We start from the raw sequence: 25,539 nt of genomic DNA, 5'->3' as shown, positions 1-25,539 counted from the left end.
CTAATAGATGTGTAATACAGCGCGCGTCGATACGCCGACCGGCGCACGCGACGTCGCGATTCGAGGGGAACCGATCGAACGGGAATTCTCCGTCCGAGTTCGAAGTCAATGCACCGATCGCGTCGGTCGCGCGACCCCGGACCCGTCCGCGCTGGCGGTTCTCCGCGGGCGATCCGGTCGTCTCGCGATGAACGTTGCGGAACTGTTTTACCCGTTGCATAGCCAACAACGTGTAATGAGCACCCTGGAGGATGAGTACCGCCTCGAGTACTTCGAGGAGGAAGGATTCGAGCGAAAGGAGTGTCCCGAGTGCGGCGCTCACTTCTGGACCCGCGACCCCGACCGGGTGACCTGCGGGGAGCCGCCCTGCGCCGAGTACGACTTCATCGAGAACCCCGGCTTCGACGAGGAGTACGCCTTAGAGGAGATGCGCGAGGCGTTCCTCTCCTTTTTCGAGGAGCACGATCACGAGCGCATCGAGCCCTACCCCGTCGCGGCGAACCGCTGGCGAGACGACGTCCTCCTGACCCAGGCGTCGATCTACGACTTCCAGCCGCTGGTCACGAGCGGCGAGACGCCGCCGCCGGCCAACCCGCTCTGCATCTCCCAGCCGTGCATCCGGATGCAGGACATCGACAACGTCGGCAAGACGGGGCGGCACACGATGGCCTTCGAGATGATGGCCCACCACGCGTTCAACACGCTCGAGGACGCCGACGAGGACGAGTACGCCTACCACGGCGAGGTCTACTGGAAGGACCGGACCGTCGAACTCTGCGACGAGTTCCTCGAGTCGATGGGCGCCGACGTCGAGGACGTCGTCTACATCGAGGACCCGTGGGTCGGTGGCGGCAACGCCGGTCCCGCCATCGAGGTCATCTACCGCGGGCTCGAGCTCGCCACGCTCGTTTTCATGTGCATGGAGCAGGACCCCGAGGGCGAGTACGAGCTCAAAGACGGGAACCGCTACTCCTACATGGACACCTACATCGTCGACACGGGGTACGGCTTAGAGCGCTGGACCTGGATGAGCCAGGGGACGCCGACGGTCTACGAGGCGATCTACCCCGAGATGATCGACTTCCTGAAGGAGAACGCCGGCGTCTCCCACACGGACGAGGAGGCCGAACTCGTCGGCCGCGCGGCCCGCCTCTCCGGTCAGCTCGACATCGACGACGTCGACGACGTGGAGGCCGCCCGGGGCGACATCGCCGATCAGCTCGGCGTCTCGGTCGACGAACTGCGCGACCTCGTCGAGCCGCTCGAGTCGATCTACGCCATCGCCGACCACTGCCGCACCCTGGCGTACATGCTCGGCGACGGCATCGTCCCCTCCAACGTCGGGACGGGCTACCTGGCCCGAATGGTCCTGCGCCGGACGAAGCGCCTCTGCGACACCGCGGGCGTCGACGCCCCGCTCGACGAACTCGTCGACATGCAGGCCGACCGGCTTGGCTACGAGAACCGCGACACCGTCCGCGACATCGTCCGCACCGAGGTCGAGAAGTACCGCGAGACGCTCGAGCGCGGCGGCCGCCGCGTCGAACAGCTCGCCGAGGAGTACGCCGAGAAGGACGAGCCGATCCCCACCGAGGAGCTGATCGAGCTCTACGACTCCCACGGCATCCAGCCCGACATGGTCGAGGAGATCGCCGCTGCGGAAGGCGCCGCGGTCGACGTGCCGGACGACTTCTACAGCCTGGTCGCCGAGCGCCACGACACGGCCGACGTCGCCGCGGAGACCCAGTCCGACGAGGAGGAGCGCTTCGATGACCTCCCCGAGACCGAGCGGCTCTACTACGACGACCAGCAGCGCACGCAGTTCGAGGCGGTCGTCCTCGACGTCTTCGAGCGCGAGGACGGCTACGACGTCGTCCTCGACCAGACGATGTTCTACCCCGAAGGCGGCGGGCAGCCGGCCGACCGGGGGACGCTCGCGACCGACGAGAGGACCGTCGAGGTCGAGGACGTCCAGATCGAAGCCGGCGTCATCCTCCACCGGACGAGCGCGAACCCCGGCAAGGGCGAACTCGTCAAGGGACAGATCGACGCCGCCCGACGGCGGCAGCTCATGCGCCACCACACGGCGACCCACGTGATCATCCACTCCGCGCGCGAGGTGCTGGGCGAGCACGTCCGCCAGGCGGGCGCCCAGAAGGGCGTCGAGAGCTCCCGGATCGACTTGCGCCACTACGCCCGGATCTCCCGCGAGGACGTCAAGAAGATCGAGCGCGTCGCCAACGAGATCGTCGTGGAGAACACGGCGGTCACCCAGGAGTGGCCCCACCGCCACGAGGCCGAGGCCGAACACGGCTTCGACCTCTACCAGGGGGGCATCCCGCCGGGAACCAACATCCGCCTGATCCACGTCGCCGAGGACGTCCAGGCCTGCGGGGGCACCCACGTCGCCCGCACCGGCGACATCGGCGCGATCAAGATCCTCAACACCGAGCGCGTCCAGGACGGCGTCGAGCGCATCACCTTCGCCGCCGGCGAGGCCGCCCTCAGGGCCACCCAGAAGAAGGAGGACGCCCTCTACGAGGCCGCCGAGATCCTCGACGTCTCCCCCGAGGAGGTGCCCGACACCGCCGAGCGTTTCTTCGAGGAGTGGAAGGAACGCGGCAAGCAGATCGAGGACCTCACGGAGCAACTCGCGGAGGCCCGCGCGGGCGCCGGCGCCGACGCGGAGGAGGTCGAGGTCGGCGACGCGACCGCGGTCGTCCAGCGGATCGACGCCGACATGGACGAACTCCGGGCGACCGCGAACGCCCTGGCGGAGGACGGCACGATCGCCGTGCTCGGCAGCGGCCTCGACAGCGCCCAGTTCGTCGTGGCCGTCCCCGACGGCGCCTCGGTGAACGCCGGCGAGGTCGTGGGCGAACTCGCCTCCCGCGTCGGCGGCGGCGGGGGCGGCCCGGCGGACTTCGCGCAGGGCGGCGGTCCGAACGTCGACGCCCTGGACGAGGCGCTCGAGGAGGCGCCCGAGGTGCTGCGGCAGGTACAGAACGCCTGATCCGCCACGGTAGTTCGATTTCTGCGCGCGATTCGTGACCCTCGAGTCGACGCCGAACCGTCGCATTCACCCCCGTTCGGCCCCTCGAGTCGACCATGCCGACCGCATCGAACGGCTCCGTCTCGCTGTACTACGAGGTGGACGGCGGAGCGGGCGAACCCGGCGGTGGAGGCGACCACCCTGAGACCGTCGCGTTCGTCACCGAGGCGGGCCTCGGCGGCTGGTCGTGGGGCTGGCAGTACGAGCACCTGGCCGGTCCCTTCCGAACCGTCGTCTGGGACCCGCGGGGGACGGGCCGCTCCGACGCGCCGTCGGAACCCGCGGACCTCGAGACGCTCGTCTCCGACCTCGAGGCCGTCCTCCGGGACTGCGGCGTTCGGAACGCCCACCTCGTCGGGGCCGGCCTCGGCGGCGCGGTCGCTCTCGAGGCCGCCCGGACGACGAACCGCGCGAAGACGCTGACGCTGTTCGGCGCCGCCCCGCGAGCCGGGGCGTTCGACCTCGAGGCGCTGTACGCGCCGCCGGACGACCGCGAGGCGCTCCGCGAGTCGCTCGAGTCGGCGCTCTCCCCGGAGTTCCGGGCCGAGCAACCCGAGGTCGTCGACGGCATCGTCGACTGGCGGGCCGACGGCGACGCCTTGCCCGAGGGGTGGGAGACGCAGGTCGCCGCGCTCGAGGGGTGGGACGCGAGGCGGCGACTGGTCGAGGTCACCCAACCGTCGCTCGTCTTCCACGGCACCGCCGACGAGATCGTGCCCGCGGAGGCGGGCCGCGAACTCGCCTTCGGCCTCCCGCGGGGGGAGTTCGTCCCCCTCGAGGGCGCGGGCCACCTCTGTTTCGTCGAGCGCTCCCGGGCCGTCAACGATCGACTGTTCGGCTTCCTCGAGGAACACGCCGGCGACTGAGGGCTCGGCGGACGACCGGGTCCCTCACCGGGGATCCGCGGACCGTACCAGCGTCGCGAACCGCGGCAACGACGGCACCCGTCAGAAGGCCTATCAGCCTCGAGGTGCCAACGATAAGCCGATGGAACGCCTACGCATTGCCGTCCTGAACGCCGCCCACCAGGACGAGAACGCGACGCGGAACTTCCGACGCGAACTCGACGCCTCCCTGGCCGAGTTCGACGCCACCGAGGGGGAGGTGCCCGCGGACTTCGACTACGACGGCGCCGTCGTCACCGGCTCTCGATCTTCCGTCTACTGGGCCGAAGCGTGGATGGAGCCGGTCGAGGCGTGGGTCTCGGAGGCGATCGATCGCGGCGTCCCCTTCCTCGGGATCTGCTGGGGCCACCAGCTGCTGGCCCACGTCCTCGGCGGGACCGTCGAGGACATGGGCGCCTACGAGGTCGGCTACAGCGAGATCGAACGCGTCGGGAACTCCCGGCTCTTCGACGGCATCGGCGAGCGGTTCCTCGCGTTCACCAGCCACTCCGACGAGGTCTCCGAACTCCCTCCCGGCGCCGAACCGCTCGCGGAAAACGACTACTCGAACCACGGCTTCCGCAAGGATCGCGTCTTCGGCGTCCAGTTCCACCCCGAGTACGACACGAAGACCGCCCGCGAACTCGTCCACCGCAAGGACCTCTCCGAGAGGCGCCTGGCGTCCGTCCTCGAGGAGATCACCGAGGATAACTATCGGAACGCGTGCGAGGCGAAACTCGTCTTCGACAACTTCCTCGAGTACGTCCGCGAACTGAGCGAGCGCTCGGACGCTGAACCGGCCGAACCGATCGACTCGAGCGACGTTCCCACCGCCTAGCCCGCTCGCGTCGGTGACCGTCGCCGGATCTCTCGGCGGAGCCGTCGTTTCGGGAGGACGACGGGAGACTCCACGACGGTATCGCCGCCGATGAAACGAGGGCGACGGAACGCTTATACCCTCTCCCTTCGACACAAATAGGGATGAACGAAACGCAGTCTCGAGCGTCGTCTCCCGCTCGCGCGGCCCTCGTCGCGGTCGCGCTCACCGTCGCGGCGTTCCTCGGAACCGTGATCGTCGGGGTCGCGGTCCTGATCCCGATGTTCTCTGCGGGGTACGAGCTCACCGACACGCCGGTGCTCGTCGTCGCGACGGTCGCGACGCAACTCGCGTTCCTCGCCGTGGGCTTCCTGTACGTCCGGCGGTACGGCCTCCGGATCTCGCTCTCGCGGCCGGGTCTGCGGTCGCTCGGCATCGTGATCGTCGGCGTCGTCGTCGCGCTCGCGGTGGCGATGGGACTGCTGCTCGTCGTGTCCGTCCTCGACCTCCAGCCGGACTCCGCGCTCGAGGAGTCCGCCGCGGCCGATCCCACCTACCTGCTCGCCCTCGCGGTCCTCTCGCTGGTGTTGATCGGCCCGGCCGAGGAGTTCCTCTTCCGCGGCGTGGTGCAGGGGCGCCTCCGCAAGTCGTTCGGTCCCGCCGGGGCGATCGTCGGCGCGAGCCTCCTGTTCGGCTCGATGCACCTGTTCAACTACCTCGGCTCGCCCGCGGAGGTGCTCGCCGGCGCGCTCCTCATCTCCTGCGTCGGCGTCGTCTTCGGCGCGCTGTACGAACTGACCGACAACCTCGTCGTCCCGATTCTCGTCCACGGGATTTACAACGTCGTCCTCATGCTCTCGAGCTACTTCGCGCTCTGAGCCGTTCGGGTCGGCGGGACGGTTCGCGAAAATGGGGTCGCGGTTGCTGTCCGGTGACTTACGCGATCTTCTCGTACTGCTCGGACAGCTTCTCGGCGGCCTCGCCGAGCTGGTCGCGCTCGAACTCCGAGAGATCCCACTCGACGATCTCCTCGACGCCGTTCGCGCCCAGCTTCACCGGGACGCCGAAGGCGGTGTCCTCGTGGCCGTACTCGCCCTCGAGTTTCACGCTCGCGGGCAGCACCTCGCCCGTATCGCGGACGATGGCCTCGACCATGTGGCCGACGCCGGTGGCCGGCCCCCACTCCGTGGCGCCCTTCTTCTCGATGACGTTCATCGCCGAGGTCTGGAGCTCCTCGAGCAGTTCCTCCTTCTCGTCGTCGTCGAACTCGAGGTCGCGGCCGTTGACGCGGACCTTCGAGAAGACGGGGACCTGTGCGTCGCCGTGCTCGCCCAGGATGGTCGCCTCGACGTTTTGGACGGGCGCGTCGTAGCGCTGGGCGATGACGTAGCGGAACCGGGCGGAGTCGAGCCGGCCGCCGAAGCCGATCACCTGCTCGCGCGGGCGGTCGCCCGCCTCGTAGAGGTGACGGTTGAGCAGGTCGACCGGGTTCGACGTGGTGACGGTGATGAAGTCGTCGTTGTGCTCGGCGAGCGAGGAGCCGATGTCCTCCATGATCGGCGCGTTGTCGCCCGCGAGGTCGATCCGGGTCTGGCCCGGCTGGCGCGGGATGCCCGCGGTGATGACGACGACGTCCGAACCCGCGGTGTCCTCGTACCCTCCCTGACGGATGACCGTGTTCGAGTCGTAGGCCGAGCCGTGGTTCACGTCGGCGGCCTGTCCGATGGTGTCCTCCTCCTTGTCCGGGATGTCGACGAGAACGAGTTCGTCCGCGACGTCCCGAAGCGCGATGTTGTAGGCGGCGGCGGCCCCGACCGTTCCGGCCGCTCCGACCACGCTAACTTTCGTCATACCACGTAAAACTCCACCTGCAATCGCGTTAAATCCGTCGGAATCGGTCACTGTGGGCGGTATGACGATAACTCGTTCGACGATCGTCGACGCGATTCGGTCGCGGACGAATCGAACCGATCATGATCGTTCCCGTCGCCCGCTCGAGCATGCGACTGCGCGTGAGCGTCATCGGCGGCGGACGGATCACCGACGAGCAGGCCGAGACCGCGGAGGGGGTCGGTCGAGAACTCGGCGCCCGGGGGCACGTCGTCGTCTGCGGCGGCCGCGGCGGAACGATGGCGGCCGTCTGTCGGGGCGCGAAGGCCGAGGGGGGCACGACGATCGGCATCCTGCCGGGCGAACGACGGAGCGAGGCGAACGACTTCGTCGACGTCCCGATCGCGACCGGCCTCGGCCACGCCAGGAACGCGCTCGTCCCGATGAACGGCGACGCGGTGATCGCCCTCGCCGGCGGCCACGGCACCCTCTCGGAGATCGGCTTCGCCGGGATCTACGGCCGGCCCGTCGTCGGACTCGGCGCGCCCGACCTGCGGAACCTCGACCTCGAGGTGACGGTCGCCGAGACGCCGGCGGAGGCGGTCGACGCCGTCGAGGCCGCCCTCGAGTGACCGTCGTCGCCCCTTCGCAGCATTTTCGACGCCCCGGAACGTCTAGGCGACCATGAGCGACTTCGACAAGGAAGCCGAGCGCGAGCGCCTCCGGGAGAAGTACGAGCGCGACAAGGCCGACCGGGAGGCCACCCAGCGCATGAGCGACCTCCTGTTGAAAGGCGCCCGGATGACGAACACCCACTGCGGCACCTGCGGCGACCCCCTCTTCCAGATGAACGGCGTCACCTTCTGTCCGACCTGCCACGGGAGCCCCGAGGCCGTCGAAGGCTCCGCCCTCGAGGCCGACGCCGAAGGGGGAGCTCAGTCGACGGCCGAGGCCGAAACGGGAACGGAAGCGGAGGCCGCCGACGCGGACGCGACGGACGCCGACGGCGACGGCGAACCGGCGCCGATCGACGTCTCGAGCGACTCCGGAACGGCCGACGACGCGAGCGCCGCCAATCGGGGGGACAGACCGGACGCGGAAACCGTTTCGAGCGCGAACCGGGACGCCGAATTCGGGACGGGACCGGCGTCAGAAACGGAGCCACAGTCGGAGTCGACGGCCACTTCGAACCGGACACCGCGGACGGATCCGACGCGCTCGCAGGCGGTCACCGTCGACGGCGACCTCGAGGCGGGCCGCGACGCCCTCGTCGAGGCGCTCGAGCGCTTCGCCCGGACGGCCGCGGCGACGGACGACCCGCGGTACGCGAAGGAGTGTCTCGAGGCCGCTCGCGAGGCGGCGGAAGCGCTGGCGGCGCTTCGGTGAGCGGGCGCGCGACGGCGAGTCGACTCCGGGTGCGCAATCCTACTTCGAACCGGCGTACTCGTTCCCGATAACTTCCCGAATCCGCTCCGCGGTCACCTTCCCGACGCCGTCGGCCTCCTGCAACTCCTCCTCGCTCGCGATCATCACCGCCTCGACGGTCCCGAACTCCTCGAGCAGCGACCGGGCCGTCACCGGACCGATCTCGGCGATCGAGGAGACGACGTACTCCTGTTGCTCGCCGAGCGTCTTGGTCCCCTTCTCGCCGTGGACCGACACCTCGCGGCTCGAGAGCTCCTGCTCCCGTTTCGCGATCACCGCGAGCAGTTCGGTCGTGTCGGCCTCGCCCTCCGTGCGCAGAACGCTCGCGCCGAAGTCGACCGCGAGGCTCGAGAGCGCCCCCCGGATGGCGTTCGGGTGGACGTCGCGCTGCTCGTAGAGCCCCTCCCCCTCGACGATCACGATCGGTCGGGAGTAGTGGCGGGCCATCGCGCCCACCTGTTCGAAGACCGAGCGGTCGCCCCCGACCAGCGAGTCGACGAAGTCGGCGACCGACTTGCGCTCGACGACCACCCGGTCCGAGCACACGTAGTCGCCGACGTCGAGCGTCTCGAGGCGGATCTCGATCCCGTCGCGCCGGGAGAGTTCCCGGGCGATGTTGGCGTCCATCTCGCGCTGGTCGGCGACGATCTCGATAGTCTCGGGATCGTCCGTGCCGGGGACGTGGCGGTCGATCTCCTCGATGGGTTCCTCGTCCCCGTTCTCGTCCTCATCCTCGTCCCCGCCCCCTCCGTCGTCCTCGTCACTCGAATCCGAGTTCCGATTCGCGAAGTCCTGCAACCCCGGCTGTGTCGAACCCCCTTCATTTCCACTGGAAGAGTCGCCGACGGCGTCGGGGTTTCGGGTGTCAGCGGTTGCCCCGGACGCGGGGTCGGTTCCGGCGTCCGCGTCGGCGCCCGACCCGCCGTCGAACGCCTCGAGCGACCGCTGGGCGTCGTCGAGCTCCTCGGCGATGTCGTCGGCCATCCCCTTGAGCTCCCGCAGTTCGCTCTCCATCTCCTTCTCGCGCCGGCGGGAGATCCAGAAGTAGGCCTCGTCGCGGGTGTCCTCGGCCATCAGGACGACCACCCGTCCCTCAGACTGACGGCCGGTCCGCCCCTTGCGCTGGATGGAACGGATCGCCGTGGGGACGGGTTCGTAGAAGAGCACGAGGTCGACCTCGGGGACGTCCAGCCCCTCCTCGGCGACGGAGGTCGAGACGAGCACTTCGAACTCGCCCGCCCGGAACTGGTCGAGCACCTCCTGTTGTTGCTTCTGGGTCATCCCGTCGGATCCCTCGCGGTCGCCCTGGCCGACGAACCGCTTCGCGTCGAAGCTCTCCGAGAGGAACTCGGTGAGCGCCTCGGCCGTGTCCCGCGACTCGGTGAAGACGATCACCCGTTCGCCGCCCTCGAGTCCCAGCGTCTCGGCGAGCAGCATCCTGGTCTTGCGGTACTTGGGGTGGAGTTCGTCGAAGCGCTCGGCCCTCCGCATCGCCTCGCGAACGCGGGGGTCCGAGACGAGCCGCTGGCTCGCTTTCGACGCCCCCGACGTTCGGGCCTGGTTGCGCTGGCGCTCGAAGTACCGGCGCAGCGCCTCCACGCTCTGGGTCTCGACGAGCGTCACCGCCTGCCGGAGCTTCATCACCTCCGCGTGCACGGACATCCCCTTGTACCCCTCCGACTGGTCGTTGTTGATCAGCTTCTGCAACTCGGCGCGCATCCGGTTCAGGTCCTTCTGGGACTGGTCGGGCTGGGTCGACCGCGCGACGCCGAGTTCCTTGAGCTTCTCGAGGCGATCTTTGATCACCTCATTCAGGGCGTCGCGGATCTCGAGGACCTCGTCGGGCAACTCGATGCGCTCCCACTCGACGTCGGTGTCGTGGGTGAACTTCGCGACGTCGGCGTCGTCCTCGGTCATCACCTCGACCTCCTCTAAGCCGAGGTTCTCGCAGACCTCGAGGATGGCCTCCTCGTCGCCCCCCGGCGACGCGCTCATCCCGGTCACGAGCGGGTCGGCGGCGTCGGCGTGGTAGCGCTCGGCGATGTAGTTGTAGGCGTAGTCGCCGGTGGCGCGGTGGCACTCGTCGAAGGTGACGTGCGTGACGTCCCGCAGCGAGATCCGGGAGCCGACGAGGTCGTTCTCGATCACCTGCGGTGTGGCCATGATCACCGTCGCGTCGTCCCACGTCGCCGACCGGTCGTCGGGGCTGACGTCGCCCGTGAATACGACGATTTCCTCGTCGGGGATGGCGAGCGCCTCCCGGTAAAAATCGGCGTGCTGCTGGACGAGGGGCTTCGTCGGCGCGAGCATGAGCGATTTTCCGCCGACTTCGTCGAGCCTGCGGGCGGTCACGAGCAGGCTCACCGTCGTCTTGCCCAGCCCCGTCGGGAGGCAGACGAGGGTGTGGTGGTTCGCCGCCGTCCCCGCGAGTTTCAGCTGGTAGAGGCGTCGCTGGAGGAAGTTCGGCTCGAGGAGGGGGTGTTCGATGGAGGGCGGTTCCTCGTCCGTGGTTGCCATTGCGGGGTGGTTCGAGAGGGTCGCGAATAAGGGTTCCCGTACCGCGGTGGAAGTGAAACGGGGACGTCGGAGATCGATCGCGCCGGACGGTTCACCGTAACAATAAAACGCTCCGTATACGTCGTATACGGCATGGGGACGAAGACCGTCCGGCTGGACGAGGACACCTACGAGCGCATCAAACGCCGGAAGCGACCCGACGAAACGTTCTCGGAGGCGATCGATCGTCTCACTGGTTCGCCGTCGCTCGCCGAATTCGGTGGGGTGGTCGAACGGGATCGCGTCGAGCGCATGGAAGCTGCGATCGAGGCGGCCGACGAAGCCGACGAGTCGGGGGTCGACGACGTCCTCGAGGAGTTCGACGGCGTGCGATGATCGCCGACACCTCGTTTTTGATCGATTTGATGAAGGAGGATCCCGGGGCGCACTCGAAGCTCCAGGAACTCGAGGAGAGACACGAACCGATCAAGATCCCCGCGATGGCCGTTCTGGAACTCGGGATCGGGATCGGCGCGGAACTCACGGACGACGAGGCGAGGGCCGTCGAGGCAATCCTCGAACCGCACCCGGTCGTACCGATGGACGAAACGATCGCGATGCGGGCGGGGACTCCAATCGGCGAAGTCGACGCGTCGACGATGAAGAAACGAAAGGGCGACGCCGCGATCGGTGCGACAGCCGAACTCGAGGGCGAGCCGGTGCTCACGCGGAACGTCGAGGACTTCGAACGCCTCGGGTTCGACACGGTGACCTATTGATACCGGAGCCGATCCCGCGGGGGCGGTAACGTCGGCCGCCCGCCGCTATTTCCGTCCGCGGGTCTTACTGACGGTATGGCCACTCGAACGCCCTCGAGATCCGCCCCCGACGCGCGGTCGCTCCTTCTGGCGGCGGCCTTCGTCGCGCTCGTGAACGTCGTCGGTGGCCTTCCGGGCGTCCTGTTCGGCCCCGACACCGCCTGGTTCCGCGCGCTCGAGAAGCCGGCCTTCTACCCGCCCGGGATCGCGTTCCCGATCGTCTGGACGACCCTGTTCACCCTGCTGGGCGTCGCGCTGTGGCTCGTCTGGCGGCGGGACGCGCCCGGCCGACGGCTCGCGCTGGGACTGTTCGCCGCCCAGATGGCGGTCAACGTCGCCTGGACGCCCGCGTTCTTCGGCCTCGAGGCGCCGCTGCTCGGCCTGCTGGTCATCGTCACCCTCTGGGTCCTCGTCGTCGCGACGTTCGCCGCGTTCCGTCGCGTCGACCGCCGCGCGGCGGCGCTGCTCGTCCCCTACCTCGCCTGGGTGACGTTCGCGGCCGCCCTCAATTTCGAACTCTGGCGGTTGAACGGCTGACGCGGCTCCTCTCGAGCGCGCTCGCGTTAGCCGCGCCCGCCGGTCGACGGCAGCCACCGCACGAGCGCCATCGCGACGAGCGCGAACCCCGCCAGCACGAAGTACCCCTCGTCGAAGTACCCGTTGTCGGCGAGGACGCCGAACAGCGCAGGACTCGAGGCCCCGATCGTCATGTAGAACGTCCGCAGGAAGCCCAGGCCGGTCCCCTTCATGTCCTCGGGGAAGGCGGCGGTCATGTACGGGAGGGTCATCGTCCCGTAGCCGAGGATGCTCGAGAGGAGCACCGTGCCGCCGACGAGCGGCCAGAATCCCTCGAGGAACGGCAACGCGACGAGCGCGACGACGATGACGGCCAGCACGGCCGGGAGCGACCGGCGGATGCCGAACCGGTCGTAGATCCGGCCCGTGAGCGGCTGAACGACGATCCCCAGCGCGAAGAACGTGCTAAAGAGCGCCGTCGCCGTCCCCTCCGGGAGTTCCTTGATCTCGATCAGGTACGTCGGATAGAGGCCCGTAAAGCCCTGCCAGACGAAGTAGGTGAGGATCTGGATCGCGGTCACGACCACGATCGCCGGCTGGCGGAGCTGGGTGGCGACGTACCTGCCCGCCTCGAGCGAGAGGTCGTCGACGGCGCTCGTCTCCCCCGAGGTGCGGGCGGGGACGACCGCCCGGAGCAGGAGCGCGACGACGAGGAACGTCGGCACGGCGAGCCCGAAGCCGTACTGCCAGCCGACGGCGGTCGCGATGGCCCCCGCGGCGAGCGGGAGGAGGGCGTTGCCGACCTCGCCGGCGGCCATCGTGATCCCGATGGCGGTCCCGTCGTTGTTCGGGAAGACGTCGGAGAGGATGGTGAACCGGGCGACGCCGTAGAGGGCGGTTCCGAAGCCGAAACACGCCGTCGCGAGGAACGCGACGGGTGCGGAGCCCGCGACGGCGACGAGGCCGAGCGCGCCGGCCGAGACGAGCGTGCTCAGGACGAGGACGTTCCCCTCGCCGAGGCGGTCGGCCAACACCCCGCCCGGGAGCTGGCCGAGGGCGTAGGCGAGCCAGAGGCTCGTCAACAGGAACCCGGACGTCGTCAGGCCGAACTCGTAGGTCTCCCGGAGGTGGGGAAGCAAGACCGGATAGGAGAGGCGCACGCCGATCGAGAGGAACCAGCCGGTCGCGACGGCGACGAGGATCGTCCCGCGGCCGTCGGTAAGGGCCGCGCGCGCCGTCGACGAGTCGGTTCCGACGTCCGTCGGTCGTGCCACGGTACCCGCCCCTCGGCCGTCGCCGGTCATGATCGCTCCTTTCGGCGAGGGTGTTGCCGATATCCGAACCCGACGCTCGTCGTTCCGAGCGCGACCCGGCGACCGGCGCCGAACGGCGTCGTCGCCCGGAACCGACCGGAAAAAAGGCACTCCGTCGAGACCGGCCGGAAAACGGCGCCGTCGGCCGGAATCGAACGGTAAAAGGCGACGAATCCACTCGAGCCGGGCATGGAGCCGACGACGCCGGTCGCGCTCGTTTCCTCGCGGGAGCTCGAGGTGTTCGGCCGGCTGCTGGCGATGCTCGCGGTGTTGCTGGTCGGCACCGGATTGCGCGCGTCGGGCGTCCTCGACGCGCGCCGGACCGCGCGGTTGAACGAACTCACGTACTTCGTCGCGCTGCCCGCGCTCATCTTCGTCTCGACGTACGACCGGTCGATCGCCCGGCTGGCCTCGCCGACGCTGCTGGGCGGGCTCGCGGCCGTGGTGCTCGCGACCGCGGGCGTCGCCCTCGTCGTCCACCGAAACCGCCCCTCGAGTCGGCGTCGGAGCGTCGCGATCGTCCAGTCGTACCACTCGAACCTCGGCTACCTCGGCCTGCCGCTCGTCGCGGCGACGTTCGACGCCGACGTGACCGCGATCGCGAGCGTGGTCCTCGGGGTCGTCTCGCTCGTGCAGGTGCCGCTGACGGTCCTGGTGCTGGTCTTCGCGAACGACGCGTCGACCAGCCTCGGTCGGGAACTCGGACGGCTCGCGCGCAACCCGGTCCTGATCGCCCTGACGGCCGGCCTCGTCGTCGGCTCGTCCGGACTCGAGGCGCCGGGTCCGGCTGTCACCGTCCTCGACGTCGTCGGCGCGCTCGCGCTCCCGCTGGCGCTGCTGTGCGTCGGCGCGTCGCTGCAGGTCGACCTCCCCGGGGTCGACGTCGGCGCGGTCGGGTCGGTCGTGGCGCTCAAGATCTGCCTGATGCCGGTGCTCGCCTGGCTCGTCTTCTCGGCGCTCGCGGTCGACGCCGCGACGTTCACGGCGGCCGTCGTCATGCTCGGGACGCCGACGGCCGTCTCGACGTTCGTCTTCGCGACCGAACTCGGCGGCGATCCGGAGTTCGCGTCGCTAAACGTCTTCGCCAGCACGCTCGTCTCGATGGCGACGCTGTTCGTGCTCATCGCGCTGGTCGGTTGAGTCGCCTCGGGCCGTCGCCGGCGCTCGCGCTCACACCGATCCGAACGCGAGGACCGCCCACGCGAGGACGGAGGCGTAGATCGGGATCGTCAGGTTGTCGTCGACGATGTACTCGCCGACCCGGTGGGTGATCCCGTCGGCGATCGTCGCGCCGAGGGCGGCCGCGAGCGCCGCCGCGAGCGGGAGGAAGAGGGAGGCGATGAGCGTCGAGACGACGAACATCGTCACCAGCACGCGCGGGGGTTTGATCCGTTCGAGCGAGTCGGACGAGACCGCCCCGCTGATCGGATCGCCGAGGGAGAGCATCAACATCGCGGGGAGGGCGACGTCGGGTCCGAAGACGAGGACGACGAGCGTCATACTGATCATGTAGTAGCCGTAGCCCGCGAACTGCTTTTGCTCGTACTCTCGGGTGAGCTTGTCGTAGAGCCACAGTTCGAGTCCGACGCGCAGTCGCAGGAACTCGAGGACGATCGTACCGAGGGCGAGCACGATCATCAGGAGCCGGAATCGCCCCCACGTGAGGGGAACCTCGAGGGCGTTGGCGAGGAGCCAGAGGGCGACGAGGCCGGAGCCGCTCGCGTGGACCAGCCGTCGCTTCAGTTCGTCGGCCATCTCGTGACCGGTCGAACGCGGTGACCTTCAGTTCGTCGGTTGTCCCGGCGGGGAAAAGCGATCGCCGGCGCCGACTCGTCCGGCTTGCCGCGGGTGCACAACGCTACGCTCCGCTACGGAACGGAAAACGGCCGCGAACGCGGACGTGCGCGCCGCCGCCGTGCGGTTCGACCCGTCGGCGTCTGCGTCCGACCGGCGGACGCGTCCGACGGGTGGGGCCCGTCGACTCGCGTACAGGTGATCGGGGCGTGTGACGGAGACTCAGTGGTGGAACGCCCAGTTGTAGTCCATCAGCAACACGGCGACCATCCAGCCGAAGCCGACGATGAAGGAGCCGATCGCCAACAGCAGGTCCTTTCGTTCGATGTCCATGGATGTACCTCGTTCGGTACTCGTCGCTCTCGCATCGACAACCTTTCGGTTCGTCTCGCGCGGTCGGACGGTCGTCGCCCTCGTATCGACGACCGTTTGGTTCACCTCGAGCGGTCGGTATCGGCGATCGTTCTCAGTCGGAATCGAAAATCGGTCCGTACCGCGTCGACGGTCGTTCGGCCCTCGTCTCTCGTTACTCGAGGTCGTCGAACGCCGCGTCGCCCGCCCGCAGCGCCGACAGCGTCGCCGCGAGGTCGGCGATCGGGATCCGCTTTTGCGCGGTCGTGTCCCGCTCGCGGACCGTCGCGGCGTCGTCATCGAGGCTCTCGTAGTCCACCGTCACGCAGAAGGGCGTACCGACCTCGTCCTGCCGGCGGTACCGGCGGCCGATGTTGCCCGAGTCGTCGTAGGTGACCGACAGGCCCGCCGCGCGCAGGTCGGCGACGATCTCTCGGGCGCGCTCCTCGAGTTCCTCGTCGCTCTGGAGCGGGAAGACGCCCACGAACGTGGGGGCGACTTCGGGTTCGAGCGCGAGGTGCGTGCGCTCCTCGCCGTCGACCTCGTCCTCGCGGTAGGCGTGGTGGAGGACGGTGTAGACGGTCCGGTCGACGCCGAAGGAGGGCTCGACGACGTGGGGGAGCACGTGCTCGCCGGCCTCGGTCTGCTCGTCGACCGAGAAGCCGGTCCTTTCGACGGGAATCTCGTGGGTCTCGCCCTCGAGGGTGATCTCGACGGCGTCCCCCTCGAACGCCGATCGGTCGCGGGCGGCGAGATCCTCGAGTTTCTGCACCACGGTCTGGGCGTCGCCGCCGAACTCCGGACCGAGGTAGCTCATGTCGGGGTCGACCGCGGCGCGCTCGACGGTGATCGGCTCGTCGTACTGGCGGAAGACCGTGAAGCGGTCGCCGGAGTGGTCGGCGTGCTTCGAGAGGTCGTAGTCGCCGCGGTGGGCGAAGCCGGCGATCTCGATCCAGTTGCCGTCGATCTCGCTCTCCGCGTCCCAGCAGTCGCTCGCGTAGTGGGCGCGCTCGCCCGAGAGGTGCTGGCGGTAGCGGAATCGGTCCATGTCCACGCCGATCGACTCGTACCACGGCCTGGCGATCCCGAGGAAGTACGCGACCCAGGGGTCGCCGATGATCCCCTCGGCGACGGCGTCGCCGATCGTCGTCTCGATCTCGGCGCCGTCCTCCGCCTGCTGCTCGCTCGCCGGATACAGCCTCACCTCGACGTCCGCCACGGCCGTCAGGTCGGGCTCGTCGACCTCGGGGTCGACGAAGTACTCGAGTTCGGCCTGCGTGAACTCGCGCGTGCGGACGATCGAGCGACGGGGGCTGATTTCGTTCCGATAGGCCCGCCCGATCTGGGTGACGCCGAAGGGGAGCTGGTTGCGCGCGTACTCCTTGAGCCGGGGGAACTCGACGAAGATGCCCTGGGCCGTCTCGGGCCGGAGGTAGCCCGGGTCGGCGTCGCCGGGGCCGATGTTCGTCTCGAACATGAGGTTGAAGTCCTCGACGGCCTGGCCCGCCAGTCCCGCCCCGCAGTTCGGGCAGACGAGCTCGTACTCGGCGATGATCTCCTCGACCTCCGGGATGGGGAGGCTCTCCGCGTCCTCGTACTCCGTCTCGTCCTCGACGACGTGGTCCGCGCGGTGACTCTCGCCACAGTCCGGGCACTCGACGAGCATGTCGTCGAAGCCCTCGAGGTGGCCCGAGGCCTCGAAGACGGGCTCGGGCATGATCGTGGGGGCGTCGATCTCCATGTTCCCCTCGGCGACGGCGAACCGGTCGCGCCAGGCGTCTTCGACGTTCCCCTTCAGAGCCGCGCCCTGAGGGCCGAACGTGTAGAAGCCGCCGACGCCGCCGTAAGCACCGGAGGACTGGAAGAAGTAGCCCCGGCGCTTGGCGAGTTCGACGAGCTTCTCCGCCGTGGCGGCTCGTTCGTCCGGTGCGTCAGATTCGTCCGCGCTCTCGCATTCGCGCTCACTCATAGAGCGCCTCCAGCAGGTCGACGTCGCAGACGATCCCGACGAGTTGCTCGCCCGAGACCATCGGGATCTGTTCGACGTCGTTGCTGATCATGAGCTGTGCGGCCTCCTGGATCGACTTCTGGGTCGAGACGGTGATCAGGTCGTCGCTCATGAACTCTCGGACGGGGCCGGTCGGGATCTCGATGTCGCGCGTCGGCAGGTACCGGCTGCCGACGCCCTTGATCCCCTCCCAGGACCACTCGGAGTCCTGGTCAGGGAAGTTGTCGCCGGTCTCCTCCTCGCCCTCGACGATGCGGGCGACGTCGATGATGTCGACCTCCGTTAAGATGCCGCTCATTCGCCCGTCGTCGTCGAGCGCGACCGTGTAGGGGACGTTCGCGTAGGAGAGCTCGCGCTCGGCGACCGGCAGGGGCGCTCCCTCGTAGGTCGTGTTCACGTCCGCGCTCGCGTACTCCTCGACCACGGCGTCGGTCTCCTGGTCGCCCGCGGCGATGGCGTGGATCACGTCGGTGACCGTGACGATCCCCTCGAACTCCCCGTCGACGACGGGGACGCGTCGGGCACCCTCCTCGACCATCAACTGCGCGACCTCCTCGAGCGACGTGTCGGCGGTGGTCGTCGGCACGTCCTCCATCAGCATCACGAGCTGGTCCTCGTCGGGCTGTTCGATCAGGGCGTCGCGCGAGACGATCCCCCGGTACTCGAGGCCGCCGTCGGTCGGTTTGACGACCGGGACGGACGAGAACGATCGCTCTTGCAGGTACTCGAGTACGTCGGTTCGCGTCCCGGGCAACTCGACGGTCACGACCTCCGACCGCGACGTCATCGCGTCGGCTACGTTCATGTCCCGTGCGTACGGCCAATTTGAGTATAAACCCAGTGTTTCACGCGCTGGACGCGCGTCCACTCGACGGCCGAGCGAACACCTCCGATTTCCGGAGTGTCATTCCGACGAGTTTATAGGGGGGTGGGTGAGATATACACGCATGGTGCCGAACCCCCACACCTACGGCACGCCCTCCGGCGGCGCCGACACGATCGTCGGATCGCTCGATTCGGCCGGCCCGAGCGACGAGTACGTCATCGCGGACATCTCCGCCGACGGCGCGTGGCTCTCGATGCGAGCCGACGACGCGATGACGCTCACCGACTGGCGGTGAGCGTGTTCCTTCCTCGAGTCGATCCCCGGACTATGACTGATCACCGCTTTGTACCAGCCCGGCGTTTCGTCGACCGATGAGCGGCTCTCGGACTCTCTCGAGGCGGTGGCGACCCGCTTCGAACCGCAGGCGACGTTGCTCTGCGCGTATTCCGTTGCCGAATTCGCGCACGCACGTGTATCGGGCGTCGCCGCGGATCGAACCGTCACTCGAGCGTCGCCACTGATCGGGATCGAGGCGTGGGTCACGAGAGCGGGTAAAACGAGGGGTCCGCACCGCGGTCGGTCATTCGTTCGCTCCTCCGCTCATCCGGTGAGGAAGCCACCCGGCGGAATTCGGCCCGAGGGGCTGTCCTCGTCGGCGGTTCGGTCGTCCCCGAAGTCGGGGGAGTGGGCGATCGTTCGGCGGGTCTTTTCGAATCGGCGGTTCGCCACGGTCAGGACGGTCATCATCTTACTCATACAAGAGTAAATAGTTGCCCGGGGCTAATAAGTATTTTCGAACCGATAGATCGTGTTATACTGACGGCTGAATGTCGGATTGGGCTGAATTGCCGTTTCCTCCGGTCAGCCCTCGAGGGGGCAGTTTGAGACGGTTTCTCACACGCGGGTTGTGTCGGATCCGCAGGCTTCCGATCAGTGTACAGAATCAGATACGTGCGGTCGTGGCTTCGCGAGCGGCGCCCGCTCGAGTCGCCTCACCGGTGAAGGTGACACGCCGCGAAGTGCTCGCCGCTCCCGTACTCGGACTCGAGGAGGTAACTCGGACGCTCTCGAGCGCAGACGCTTTGCTCGGCGAAGGACTCGATCAGGAAGTCCGCCGCGTCGTCCCAGCGTCGTCGAGTCTCCTCGGCCTCGTCCGCGGCTTCCTCGTCGCCGGCCGACCCGGCGTCGCGGCCGGAGTCCGAGTCGACCGCGATCATCGAGATGGCCTCCTCGACGATCGCGCCCGCTTCCCCGCGGGGCAGCCCCGCCGCGAAGAAGCGCGCCCGAATCTCCTCGGCCGTCGTCGGCTCGAACGTCCGCCGGTCGACCGCCCGCATGAACTCCCGCGTGCTCGCCCACGTCTCCTCCGTCCACTCGTACTCCGGGGGCGCGATCAGGCGCGGACACCGCGTTCGGAACCGACACCCGGACGGCGGGTCGACCGGACTCGGCACCTCACCCTCGAGCACGCCCCGGGAGCCCTCGTCGCGCGGGTCGGGCACCGGGATGGAGTCGAGGAGCGCCCTCGTGTATGGGTGTTGCGGGTTCTCGAACAGCTCCTCCTTCTCGGCCAGTTCGACGATGTGCCCGAGGTACATCACGGCCACCCGGTCGGAGATGTGGCGGATCACCGAGAGGTCGTGGGCGATGAAGAGGTAGGTGAGGCCGAACTCCTCCTGGAGCTTCTCCATCGTGTTGAGCACCTGCGCCTGCACGGAGACGTCGAGCGCCGAGACGGGTTCGTCGCAGACGATGAAGTCCGGATCGACCGACAGCGCCCGCGCGAGGTTGATCCGCTGGCGCTGCCCGCCCGAGAAGGCGTGGGGGAACCGGTTGTAGTGGCGCGGATCGAGCCCCACTTTCTCGAGGAGTTCCTTCGCTCGCGCTTCCCGGCCCTCGTCGTCGAGCATGTCGTGGGCCCACATTGGCTCCTCGATGATCTGCCCGACCTTCATCCGCGGGTCGAGCGAGGACTGGGGATCCTGGAAGATCATCTGCATGTCCGCGCGCGTGCGCCGTAGCTTCTCGCCACCGAGGTCGGCCAGGTTCTTCCCCTTGAAGTAGATCTTTCCCTCGGTCGGCTCGACCAGCCGGAGGATCGTCCGGCCGAGCGTACTCTTTCCACAGCCCGATTCGCCGACCAGCCCGAGCGTCTCGCCGGGCCGGATCTCGAGGGAGACGTCGTCGACCGCCCGCACGGTCCCCCGATCGACGGTGAACGGCGGAAACCGGTTCGGATCGAACTGTAGGCCGGCGAACAACCCCTTCTCCTGAGCGAAGTGCTTGGAGACTCCCTCGAGTTCGAGCAGCGGCTCGTCGCTCTCGTAGACGCTCTCTTCGTCCAGCCGGATGCCGCTACTCACCGCCCTCACCTCCGCTCTCGTCGCCGGTCGGGCTCGGCGCGAGCTCCGATTCGGTCGCCGAGTCGTCCGCGGCCCGGGCCGTCGGCTCGGACGCTGCCGTCGCCTCGAGCGGCGAACTTCCCTCGTAGTCGACGTCGAACGCGTCGTGTTTGACGCAGGCCGAGCGGTGCGGTTCTCCGTCGGCGTCTGCGACGGCCTTCGTCTCGGGGTGGATCCGCGTGCACACCTCGCGCGCGTCGGGACAGCGCGGGTGGAACCGACAGCCCGACGGCGGATCGATCGCCTCGGGCATCACGCCCCGAATCGGATCGAGGTCCGCGACGGTTCGGTCGGGCCGGGGCATCGAGTTCAGCAGGGCGTCCGTGTAGGGGTGTTTCGTGTCGTAGAACAGCTCGTCGACCGGCGATTGCTCGACGATCTCGCCGAGGTACATGACGTTGACCCGGTCGCAGATCTCGGCGACGACCCCGAGGTCGTGGGTGACCCAGATGAAGCTCGTCCCGTATTTCGCTTGGAGGTCGGCCACGAGGTCGAGGATCTGTCCCTCGACGGTGACGTCCAGGGCCGTCGTCGGCTCGTCGGCGATGATCAGGCTCGGCTCGCAGGCCAGCGCCATCGCGATGAGCACGCGTTGGCGCATCCCGCCCGAGAACTGGTGGGGATACTCCTCGTAGCGCTGTTCGGGATCGGGAATCCCGACCTCGCGGAGCATGTCGATCGCTTCCGCGCGCGCCTCGTCCTCGGACACGTCGCGGTTGAGTTCGATGAACTCCCGGAGCTGTCCCCCCACGGTGAAGACGGGATTGAGCGACTCCATCGGGTCCTGGAAGATCACCGCGATCTCGTTACCCCGAATGCGAGTTCGGATCTCCTCGTTCGAGAGCATGTCGGAGCGTTCCCGACGCTCGCCGTCCGGGCCCTCCTCGAAGCCGACGATCGTCTCGCCCTTGTAGGTGATCTCGCCGGCGACGATCTCGCCGGGGCTTTCGACGAGCCGCAGGAGGCTCATCGAGGCGACGCTCTTGCCGGCGCCGCTCTCTCCGACGAGGCCGACGATCTCGCCCTCGTAGACCTCGAAGGAGATGCCGTCGACGGCGCGCACGGTTCCGGTTTCCGTTTCGAACTGCGTTTTGAGATTATCGACGCGGAGTAGTGGTTCAGAACTCATCGTTAGTCCTTAATTCGGGGGTCGAGGGCGTCCTGCAGGCCGTCGCCGAACAGGTTGAACCCCATGATGGTGATCATGATCGCCAACCCGGGCCAGATCGAGAGCCAGATGTTCGAGTGCATGTAGTTCCCGTGGGCGACGTTGAGCATCTGGCCCCAGTCCGGGGTCGGCGGCTGTGCGCCGTAGCCGAGGAAGGAAAGACCGGCCACGATGAGGATCGTGACGCCGATCTGGAGCGTCGCGTACACCAACACCGGCGCGAAGCTGTTCGGGACGACGTGTCGCATGATGATGTGTCGGTCCTTCACGCCGGCCGCCCGCGCCGCCTCGATGTAGTCCATCTCGCGGATGCTCAGGACGCGACTGCGGATGATGCGGGCGAAAACGGGCACGAAGGCGATGCCGACGCCGAGCACCGCGTACCAGATGTTCGCCCCGCCGACGAAGACGGTGAAGACGATGATCAGAATCAGCGGCGGGATGGAGTACACCGTCTCGATGACCCGCATCAGGACGTCGTCGACCTTGCCGCCGTAGTAGCCCGCGACGGCGCCGACGATCGTCCCGCCGGAGAGCCCGATGAACGTCGAGGCCAGGCCGACGAACACCGACACCTGCGTCCCGTAGACGATCCTCGTGAAGTAGTCCCGGCCGTCGGGATCGGTTCCCAGCGGGTGCTCGAGCGTGCCGCCGGCCGGCAGCGGATTCCACGGCTGGTCGGCCAACGGGAAATACGGCGGCACGTTCTGCTGTGCTTCGCCGGGCGGCGGTATTCGCGTGGGGTGGTCGAATATCGGTAATAGTTCCGCGAACGTGTAATCCGACAGCACCCCGAACGTGAGCCGGGAGAGGTTGCTGTCGACCAGGGCGTACACCGCCACGAACAACACGACGGCCACGATGTACAGCCCCCACCTGGCCGTCGTGTCCCGCTTGATCCGCGCGAGAGTGTAGCGCCAGCCGACGCGGGCCTCCACGTCGTCCTCGGTCGTCGAGTCGGTACCGGTCCCGAGTTGAGAGTCGCCAACAGCCATGGTTACTCACGCTCCCCGTACGTGACGCGCGGGTCGACGTACGCGTACGAGATGTCGGTAATGATGACGCCGATCACGAACAGCGCGCCGAGGACGATCGTGATCCCCATCACCAACTGGTAGTCGTTCGTCTGGATCGCCTCGACGAACAGCCGACCCATGCCGTTGATGTTGAACACCGTCTCGGTCAGCACCGCCCCGCCGATCGCCGTCGACAGGTTCAGGCCGACGATCGTGATGACCGGCAGCTGCGCCACCTGAAACGCGTGCTTTCGGAGAATCGTCCGCTCGGGGACGCCGTACGCGCGAGCCAGCTTGACGTACTCGCCCTGCAGCGACTCGATCATCTGCGTGCGCTCGACGCGCATGATCGTCGCCATCTGCAGCGTCCCCAGCGCGATCATCGGTAGCAAGAGGTGTCGCAGCGTCTCGTAGTACAGCTCGAGGTGGCCGTCGATGCCGTGGTAGGTGCTCGGCGGTCGCCACGGGTAGACGAGCCCGCTCGAGGGGAGCCAGCCGAGTTTGACGGCGAAGATCAGGATCAACACGATCCCGATCCAGAACGAGGGGGTGCTGACGCCGAAGAGCGCCGCGATCCGCGAGAGGTGGTCGGTCGGTTCGTTGCGTCGATCGGCGGCGATCACGCCGAGCGGGATCGCCGTCACCAGCGCGAACGCGTACGCCGACAGGACCAGCAGGAGCGTCGGCCCGATCCGACTCAGCATCAACTCGGAGACCGGCCGCTGGTAGTGGATGCTCTGCCCGAGGTCACCTTCGAGCAGGCCGGCCATGTACGTCACGTACCGCTCGTGTATCGGTCTGTCGAGCCCGTACCGCCGTTCGATCGCCCTGACCAGTTCTTCGCTGTGCTCTTGTCCCTGTAGCATGAGGCTGACCGGATCGCCCGGCCCCAGGTTCGCGAGCAGGAACGTGATGATGGAGATCCCGATCAGCACGGGGATCGCCTGCAAGAGCCTGTATATTGCGTACTTGAGTAGTTTCATAGGTTCGCGAGTCGTGGGGAACTCTCCCGTCGTCCACTTCGATACTGCGACGGTTCAACGACGGACCCTCCGTCCGACCGGTCCGCGCCGATCGCACGGCGGCCGCCGTCCCGTCGGTCACTCCAACGACACGTTCGTGTAGTCCGCGACGAGCCTCGGGTTGTTCGTCACCTCGGGGTGGGCCTCGAGACCCTGGACGTAGTCCTGAGAGGCCATCGTGTTATCCTCCGTGAACGCCGGTAGCACGGGCAACTCTTCGACGATCTCGCGGATGACCGGCTCGTAAATGTCGTATCGCTCCTCCTGATCGGCCGAGTAGCGTCCTTCTTCGATCGCCTCGTGGAAGCCGTCGCTGCCCTCGTAGAAGTGGCCCTGATTCACCTCCTCCTGGCTCTCGTGGAAGAGCGAGTAGAGGTAGTAGTCGGGGTCCGGACCGCCGGTCCACCCCAGCAGGTACATCTGGTAGTCGTCTTCGCTGCCGCTGGTGTAGGTGTCGACCAGCGTCGCGAAGTCGAGCGTCTGCACGTCCGCGCCGTAGCCGATCTCGTCCAGTCGAGTGGCGACCCGCTCGGCCAGCTGCGCGCGGATCCCCTCCGGCGTGATGATTATCGGCTCGAAATCGTCGGGCGCGTGTTCGTCGAGCAGCGACTGCGCCTCGTCGGGGTCGTACGACGGGAGCGCCTCCTGGTACTCCTCTTCCGGGAACCCCCAGATCTCGTTGACGACCGGGGGGATCGGGCTGTACATCGGCGAGGCGACGTTCCCCGCGTTGGACTCGATGAAATCCGACATCGAGAACGAGTGCGCGATCGCCCGCCGAACCTCGGGACTGGTCGTCGGCCCCTCGTTGCAGTTGAACGCCATGTACATGAACGAGGGGCTCTCGGCCGAGTGGATGGTCACGCCATCCTCGTTCTCGAGGACGTCCCAGTCCTCGTTCGGTACGCCCGCGATGGCGTCGGTGTTCCCCGCCCGGACCTCCGAGACGCGACCCGCGTCGTCGTCGTGGGCGACGAAGCGGACCTCGGGGATGTTCGGCTCGAGGTCGTCCCAGTAGTCGTCGTTGCGCTCCAGGTCGACGTACTCGTTTTCCTGCAGTTCGACGAACTTGAACGGGCCGGAGCCGACCGGGTTCGTGTTGTACGCCTCGGGGTCCTCCGTCCGCGCGCTCTTGGAGACCACCGTCACGCCCATCGTCGCGAGCTCGAAGGGCCCGTACGGCTCGTCACCGAGGTCGACCTGCAGCTGGTAGTCGTCGATGACCTCGGTGCTCTCGATCATGTCGTACTCGGCGGCGTTCTCCGTCTCCTCCTCGACGGGCGCGACGAAGGAGTGTTCGACGTCCTCTGCGGTCACCTCGTCGCCGTTGTGGAACGTGGCGCCCTCCTCGAGTTCGAAGATGTACCGCGTCCCGTCGCGCTCGACGGTCGGTTCGTCGGCCGCGAGCTTGGGCTGCAACTCGAGGTCCTCCCCGTACTCGTAGAGCCCGTCGAAGACGAGCTGAATCACCTGAAAGCTGTAGGCGTCGTTCGAGACGACGGGGTCGAACTGCTCCTCGCGCGATTGCTCCTGGGTGAAGTGGAACCGATCGCCGCCGCCGGACTCACCGCCACCACCTATGCAGCCAGCAACCAGCGCGGCGCTAACTGCGCTACCAGTTACCATGGCCTGGCGCCGCGTTAGGTATTGTTTATCACTTCCCATACCAACCCAAAGAGCAATCTATGAACATTTATAGGTTTTGGTGTTGACGGAACGTCATGCGATATATTCGAACACCACATAAAGAAAGTAATTATTGGTGGGCCGGAATGCGCAACTTTGCGGGAGATTGTACGAA

23 protein-coding genes are annotated in these 25,539 nt (G+C 67.7%); 11 read left to right on the top strand and 12 right to left on the bottom strand.

The annotated features are described in order from the left end of the window. Positions 1–235: 235 nt before the first annotated feature. The 4 genes from alaS to RJT68_RS18925 all read left to right on the top strand — a co-directional run bounded on the left by alaS (position 236) and on the right by RJT68_RS18925 (position 5,631). Complete coding sequence (gene alaS / locus RJT68_RS18940; protein WP_407038081.1) at positions 236–3,013, top strand: alanine--tRNA ligase; 2,778 nt, start codon at positions 236–238, stop codon at positions 3,011–3,013. A 95-nt stretch (positions 3,014–3,108) separates the two neighbouring features. Continuing rightward, entirely contained in the window at positions 3,109–3,918 is an 810-nt protein-coding gene (locus tag RJT68_RS18935) for an alpha/beta fold hydrolase (RefSeq protein ID WP_407038080.1), read from the top strand. 121 nt (positions 3,919–4,039) lie between these two features. Further along, on the top strand, positions 4,040–4,774 hold the full coding sequence (locus RJT68_RS18930) for a type 1 glutamine amidotransferase (RefSeq protein ID WP_407038079.1): 735 nt from the start codon (positions 4,040–4,042) through the stop codon (positions 4,772–4,774). Between the two features lie 143 nt (positions 4,775–4,917). Next, positions 4,918–5,631, top strand: a complete 714-nt coding sequence (locus RJT68_RS18925; RefSeq protein WP_407038078.1) for a CPBP family intramembrane glutamic endopeptidase — start codon at positions 4,918–4,920, stop codon at positions 5,629–5,631. Between the two features lie 58 nt (positions 5,632–5,689). Here RJT68_RS18925 and mdh read toward each other — a convergent pair whose 3' ends face one another. Then, positions 5,690–6,604: a malate dehydrogenase gene (gene mdh / locus RJT68_RS18920; protein WP_407038077.1), complete on the bottom strand. Its 915-nt coding sequence runs from the start codon at positions 6,602–6,604 to the stop codon at positions 5,690–5,692. Between the two features lie 155 nt (positions 6,605–6,759). On the opposite strand from mdh, the gene RJT68_RS18915 reads away from it, so the two are divergent. Together RJT68_RS18915 and RJT68_RS18910 are read left to right on the top strand one after the other, a co-directional pair. Further along, positions 6,760–7,215 carry a TIGR00725 family protein gene (locus tag RJT68_RS18915; RefSeq protein WP_407040410.1) on the top strand — a complete coding sequence of 152 codons (456 nt, stop codon included), beginning with the start codon at positions 6,760–6,762 and terminating at the stop codon, positions 7,213–7,215. 52 nt (positions 7,216–7,267) lie between these two features. After that, positions 7,268–7,969: an Sjogren's syndrome/scleroderma autoantigen 1 family protein gene (locus tag RJT68_RS18910; protein WP_407038076.1), complete on the top strand. Its 702-nt coding sequence runs from the start codon at positions 7,268–7,270 to the stop codon at positions 7,967–7,969. 39 nt (positions 7,970–8,008) lie between these two features. On the opposite strand, the gene RJT68_RS18905 is transcribed toward RJT68_RS18910, so the two are convergent. Next, positions 8,009–10,525, bottom strand: coding sequence for a DEAD/DEAH box helicase (locus RJT68_RS18905; protein WP_407038075.1), 2,517 nt, complete (start codon positions 10,523–10,525; stop codon positions 8,009–8,011). 132 nt (positions 10,526–10,657) lie between these two features. Here RJT68_RS18905 and RJT68_RS18900 point away from each other — a divergent pair, with 132 nt between their 5' ends. The 3 genes from RJT68_RS18900 to RJT68_RS18890 all read left to right on the top strand — a co-directional run bounded on the left by RJT68_RS18900 (position 10,658) and on the right by RJT68_RS18890 (position 11,859). Next, positions 10,658–10,900 carry an antitoxin VapB family protein gene (locus RJT68_RS18900; protein WP_407038074.1) on the top strand — a complete coding sequence of 81 codons (243 nt, stop codon included), beginning with the start codon at positions 10,658–10,660 and terminating at the stop codon, positions 10,898–10,900. Beyond that, positions 10,897–11,283 (top strand): PIN domain-containing protein, encoded by a 387-nt coding sequence (locus tag RJT68_RS18895; RefSeq protein ID WP_407038073.1) that lies wholly within the window; start codon positions 10,897–10,899, stop codon positions 11,281–11,283. Before RJT68_RS18900 ends, RJT68_RS18895 begins: the two co-directional genes overlap by 4 nt. A gap of 75 nt (positions 11,284–11,358) precedes the next feature. Next, complete coding sequence (locus RJT68_RS18890; RefSeq protein WP_407038072.1) at positions 11,359–11,859, top strand: TspO/MBR family protein; 501 nt, start codon at positions 11,359–11,361, stop codon at positions 11,857–11,859. Positions 11,860–11,885: 26 nt separating this feature from the next. Here RJT68_RS18890 and RJT68_RS18885 read toward each other — a convergent pair whose 3' ends face one another. Next, a complete protein-coding gene (locus tag RJT68_RS18885; protein ID WP_407038071.1) occupies positions 11,886–13,112 on the bottom strand; it encodes an MFS transporter in 1,227 nt (408 codons plus the stop codon). Positions 13,113–13,340: 228 nt separating this feature from the next. On the opposite strand from RJT68_RS18885, the gene RJT68_RS18880 reads away from it, so the two are divergent. Continuing rightward, positions 13,341–14,291, top strand: coding sequence for an AEC family transporter (locus RJT68_RS18880; RefSeq protein ID WP_407038070.1), 951 nt, complete (start codon positions 13,341–13,343; stop codon positions 14,289–14,291). Between the two features lie 30 nt (positions 14,292–14,321). Here RJT68_RS18880 and RJT68_RS18875 read toward each other — a convergent pair whose 3' ends face one another. From RJT68_RS18875 to RJT68_RS18865, 3 genes are all read right to left on the bottom strand, one after another. Continuing rightward, on the bottom strand, positions 14,322–14,906 hold the full coding sequence (locus RJT68_RS18875; protein WP_407038069.1) for a dolichol kinase: 585 nt from the start codon (positions 14,904–14,906) through the stop codon (positions 14,322–14,324). Positions 14,907–15,471: 565 nt separating this feature from the next. Then, a complete protein-coding gene (gene glyS / locus RJT68_RS18870) occupies positions 15,472–17,265 on the bottom strand; it encodes a glycine--tRNA ligase (RefSeq protein ID WP_407038068.1) in 1,794 nt (597 codons plus the stop codon). Then, positions 17,258–18,109: a CBS domain-containing protein gene (locus RJT68_RS18865; RefSeq protein WP_407038067.1), complete on the bottom strand. Its 852-nt coding sequence runs from the start codon at positions 18,107–18,109 to the stop codon at positions 17,258–17,260. The genes glyS and RJT68_RS18865 overlap by 8 nt, the downstream gene beginning before the upstream one ends. A 142-nt stretch (positions 18,110–18,251) precedes the next feature. Between RJT68_RS18865 and RJT68_RS18860 the strand changes: the two genes are divergently transcribed. Further along, a complete protein-coding gene (locus RJT68_RS18860; RefSeq protein WP_407038066.1) occupies positions 18,252–18,425 on the top strand; it encodes a DUF7556 family protein in 174 nt (57 codons plus the stop codon). 305 nt (positions 18,426–18,730) lie between these two features. On the opposite strand, the gene RJT68_RS18855 is transcribed toward RJT68_RS18860, so the two are convergent. From RJT68_RS18855 to RJT68_RS18830, 6 genes are all read right to left on the bottom strand, one after another. Beyond that, on the bottom strand, positions 18,731–18,886 hold the full coding sequence (locus tag RJT68_RS18855) for a hypothetical protein (protein WP_407038065.1): 156 nt from the start codon (positions 18,884–18,886) through the stop codon (positions 18,731–18,733). A 236-nt stretch (positions 18,887–19,122) separates the two neighbouring features. Beyond that, positions 19,123–20,493, bottom strand: coding sequence for an ABC transporter ATP-binding protein (locus RJT68_RS18850; RefSeq protein ID WP_407038064.1), 1,371 nt, complete (start codon positions 20,491–20,493; stop codon positions 19,123–19,125). Further along, positions 20,486–21,661: an ABC transporter ATP-binding protein gene (locus RJT68_RS18845; protein ID WP_407038063.1), complete on the bottom strand. Its 1,176-nt coding sequence runs from the start codon at positions 21,659–21,661 to the stop codon at positions 20,486–20,488. Before RJT68_RS18845 ends, RJT68_RS18850 begins: the two co-directional genes overlap by 8 nt. Positions 21,662–21,663: 2 nt before the next feature. Beyond that, positions 21,664–22,695 carry an ABC transporter permease gene (locus tag RJT68_RS18840; RefSeq protein ID WP_407038062.1) on the bottom strand — a complete coding sequence of 344 codons (1,032 nt, stop codon included), beginning with the start codon at positions 22,693–22,695 and terminating at the stop codon, positions 21,664–21,666. A 2-nt stretch (positions 22,696–22,697) separates the two neighbouring features. After that, positions 22,698–23,699 carry an ABC transporter permease gene (locus tag RJT68_RS18835; RefSeq protein ID WP_407038061.1) on the bottom strand — a complete coding sequence of 334 codons (1,002 nt, stop codon included), beginning with the start codon at positions 23,697–23,699 and terminating at the stop codon, positions 22,698–22,700. Between the two features lie 117 nt (positions 23,700–23,816). Continuing rightward, positions 23,817–25,364, bottom strand: coding sequence for an ABC transporter substrate-binding protein (locus RJT68_RS18830; RefSeq protein ID WP_407038060.1), 1,548 nt, complete (start codon positions 25,362–25,364; stop codon positions 23,817–23,819). Positions 25,365–25,539: the final 175 nt, after the last annotated feature.

Origin of the sequence: Halovalidus salilacus, assembly GCF_031852275.1 — an archaeon.
Taxonomy (GTDB): Archaea; Halobacteriota; Halobacteria; order Halobacteriales; family Natrialbaceae; genus Halovalidus; species Halovalidus salilacus.
This window is presented reverse-complemented; position numbering and strand designations above follow the sequence as displayed.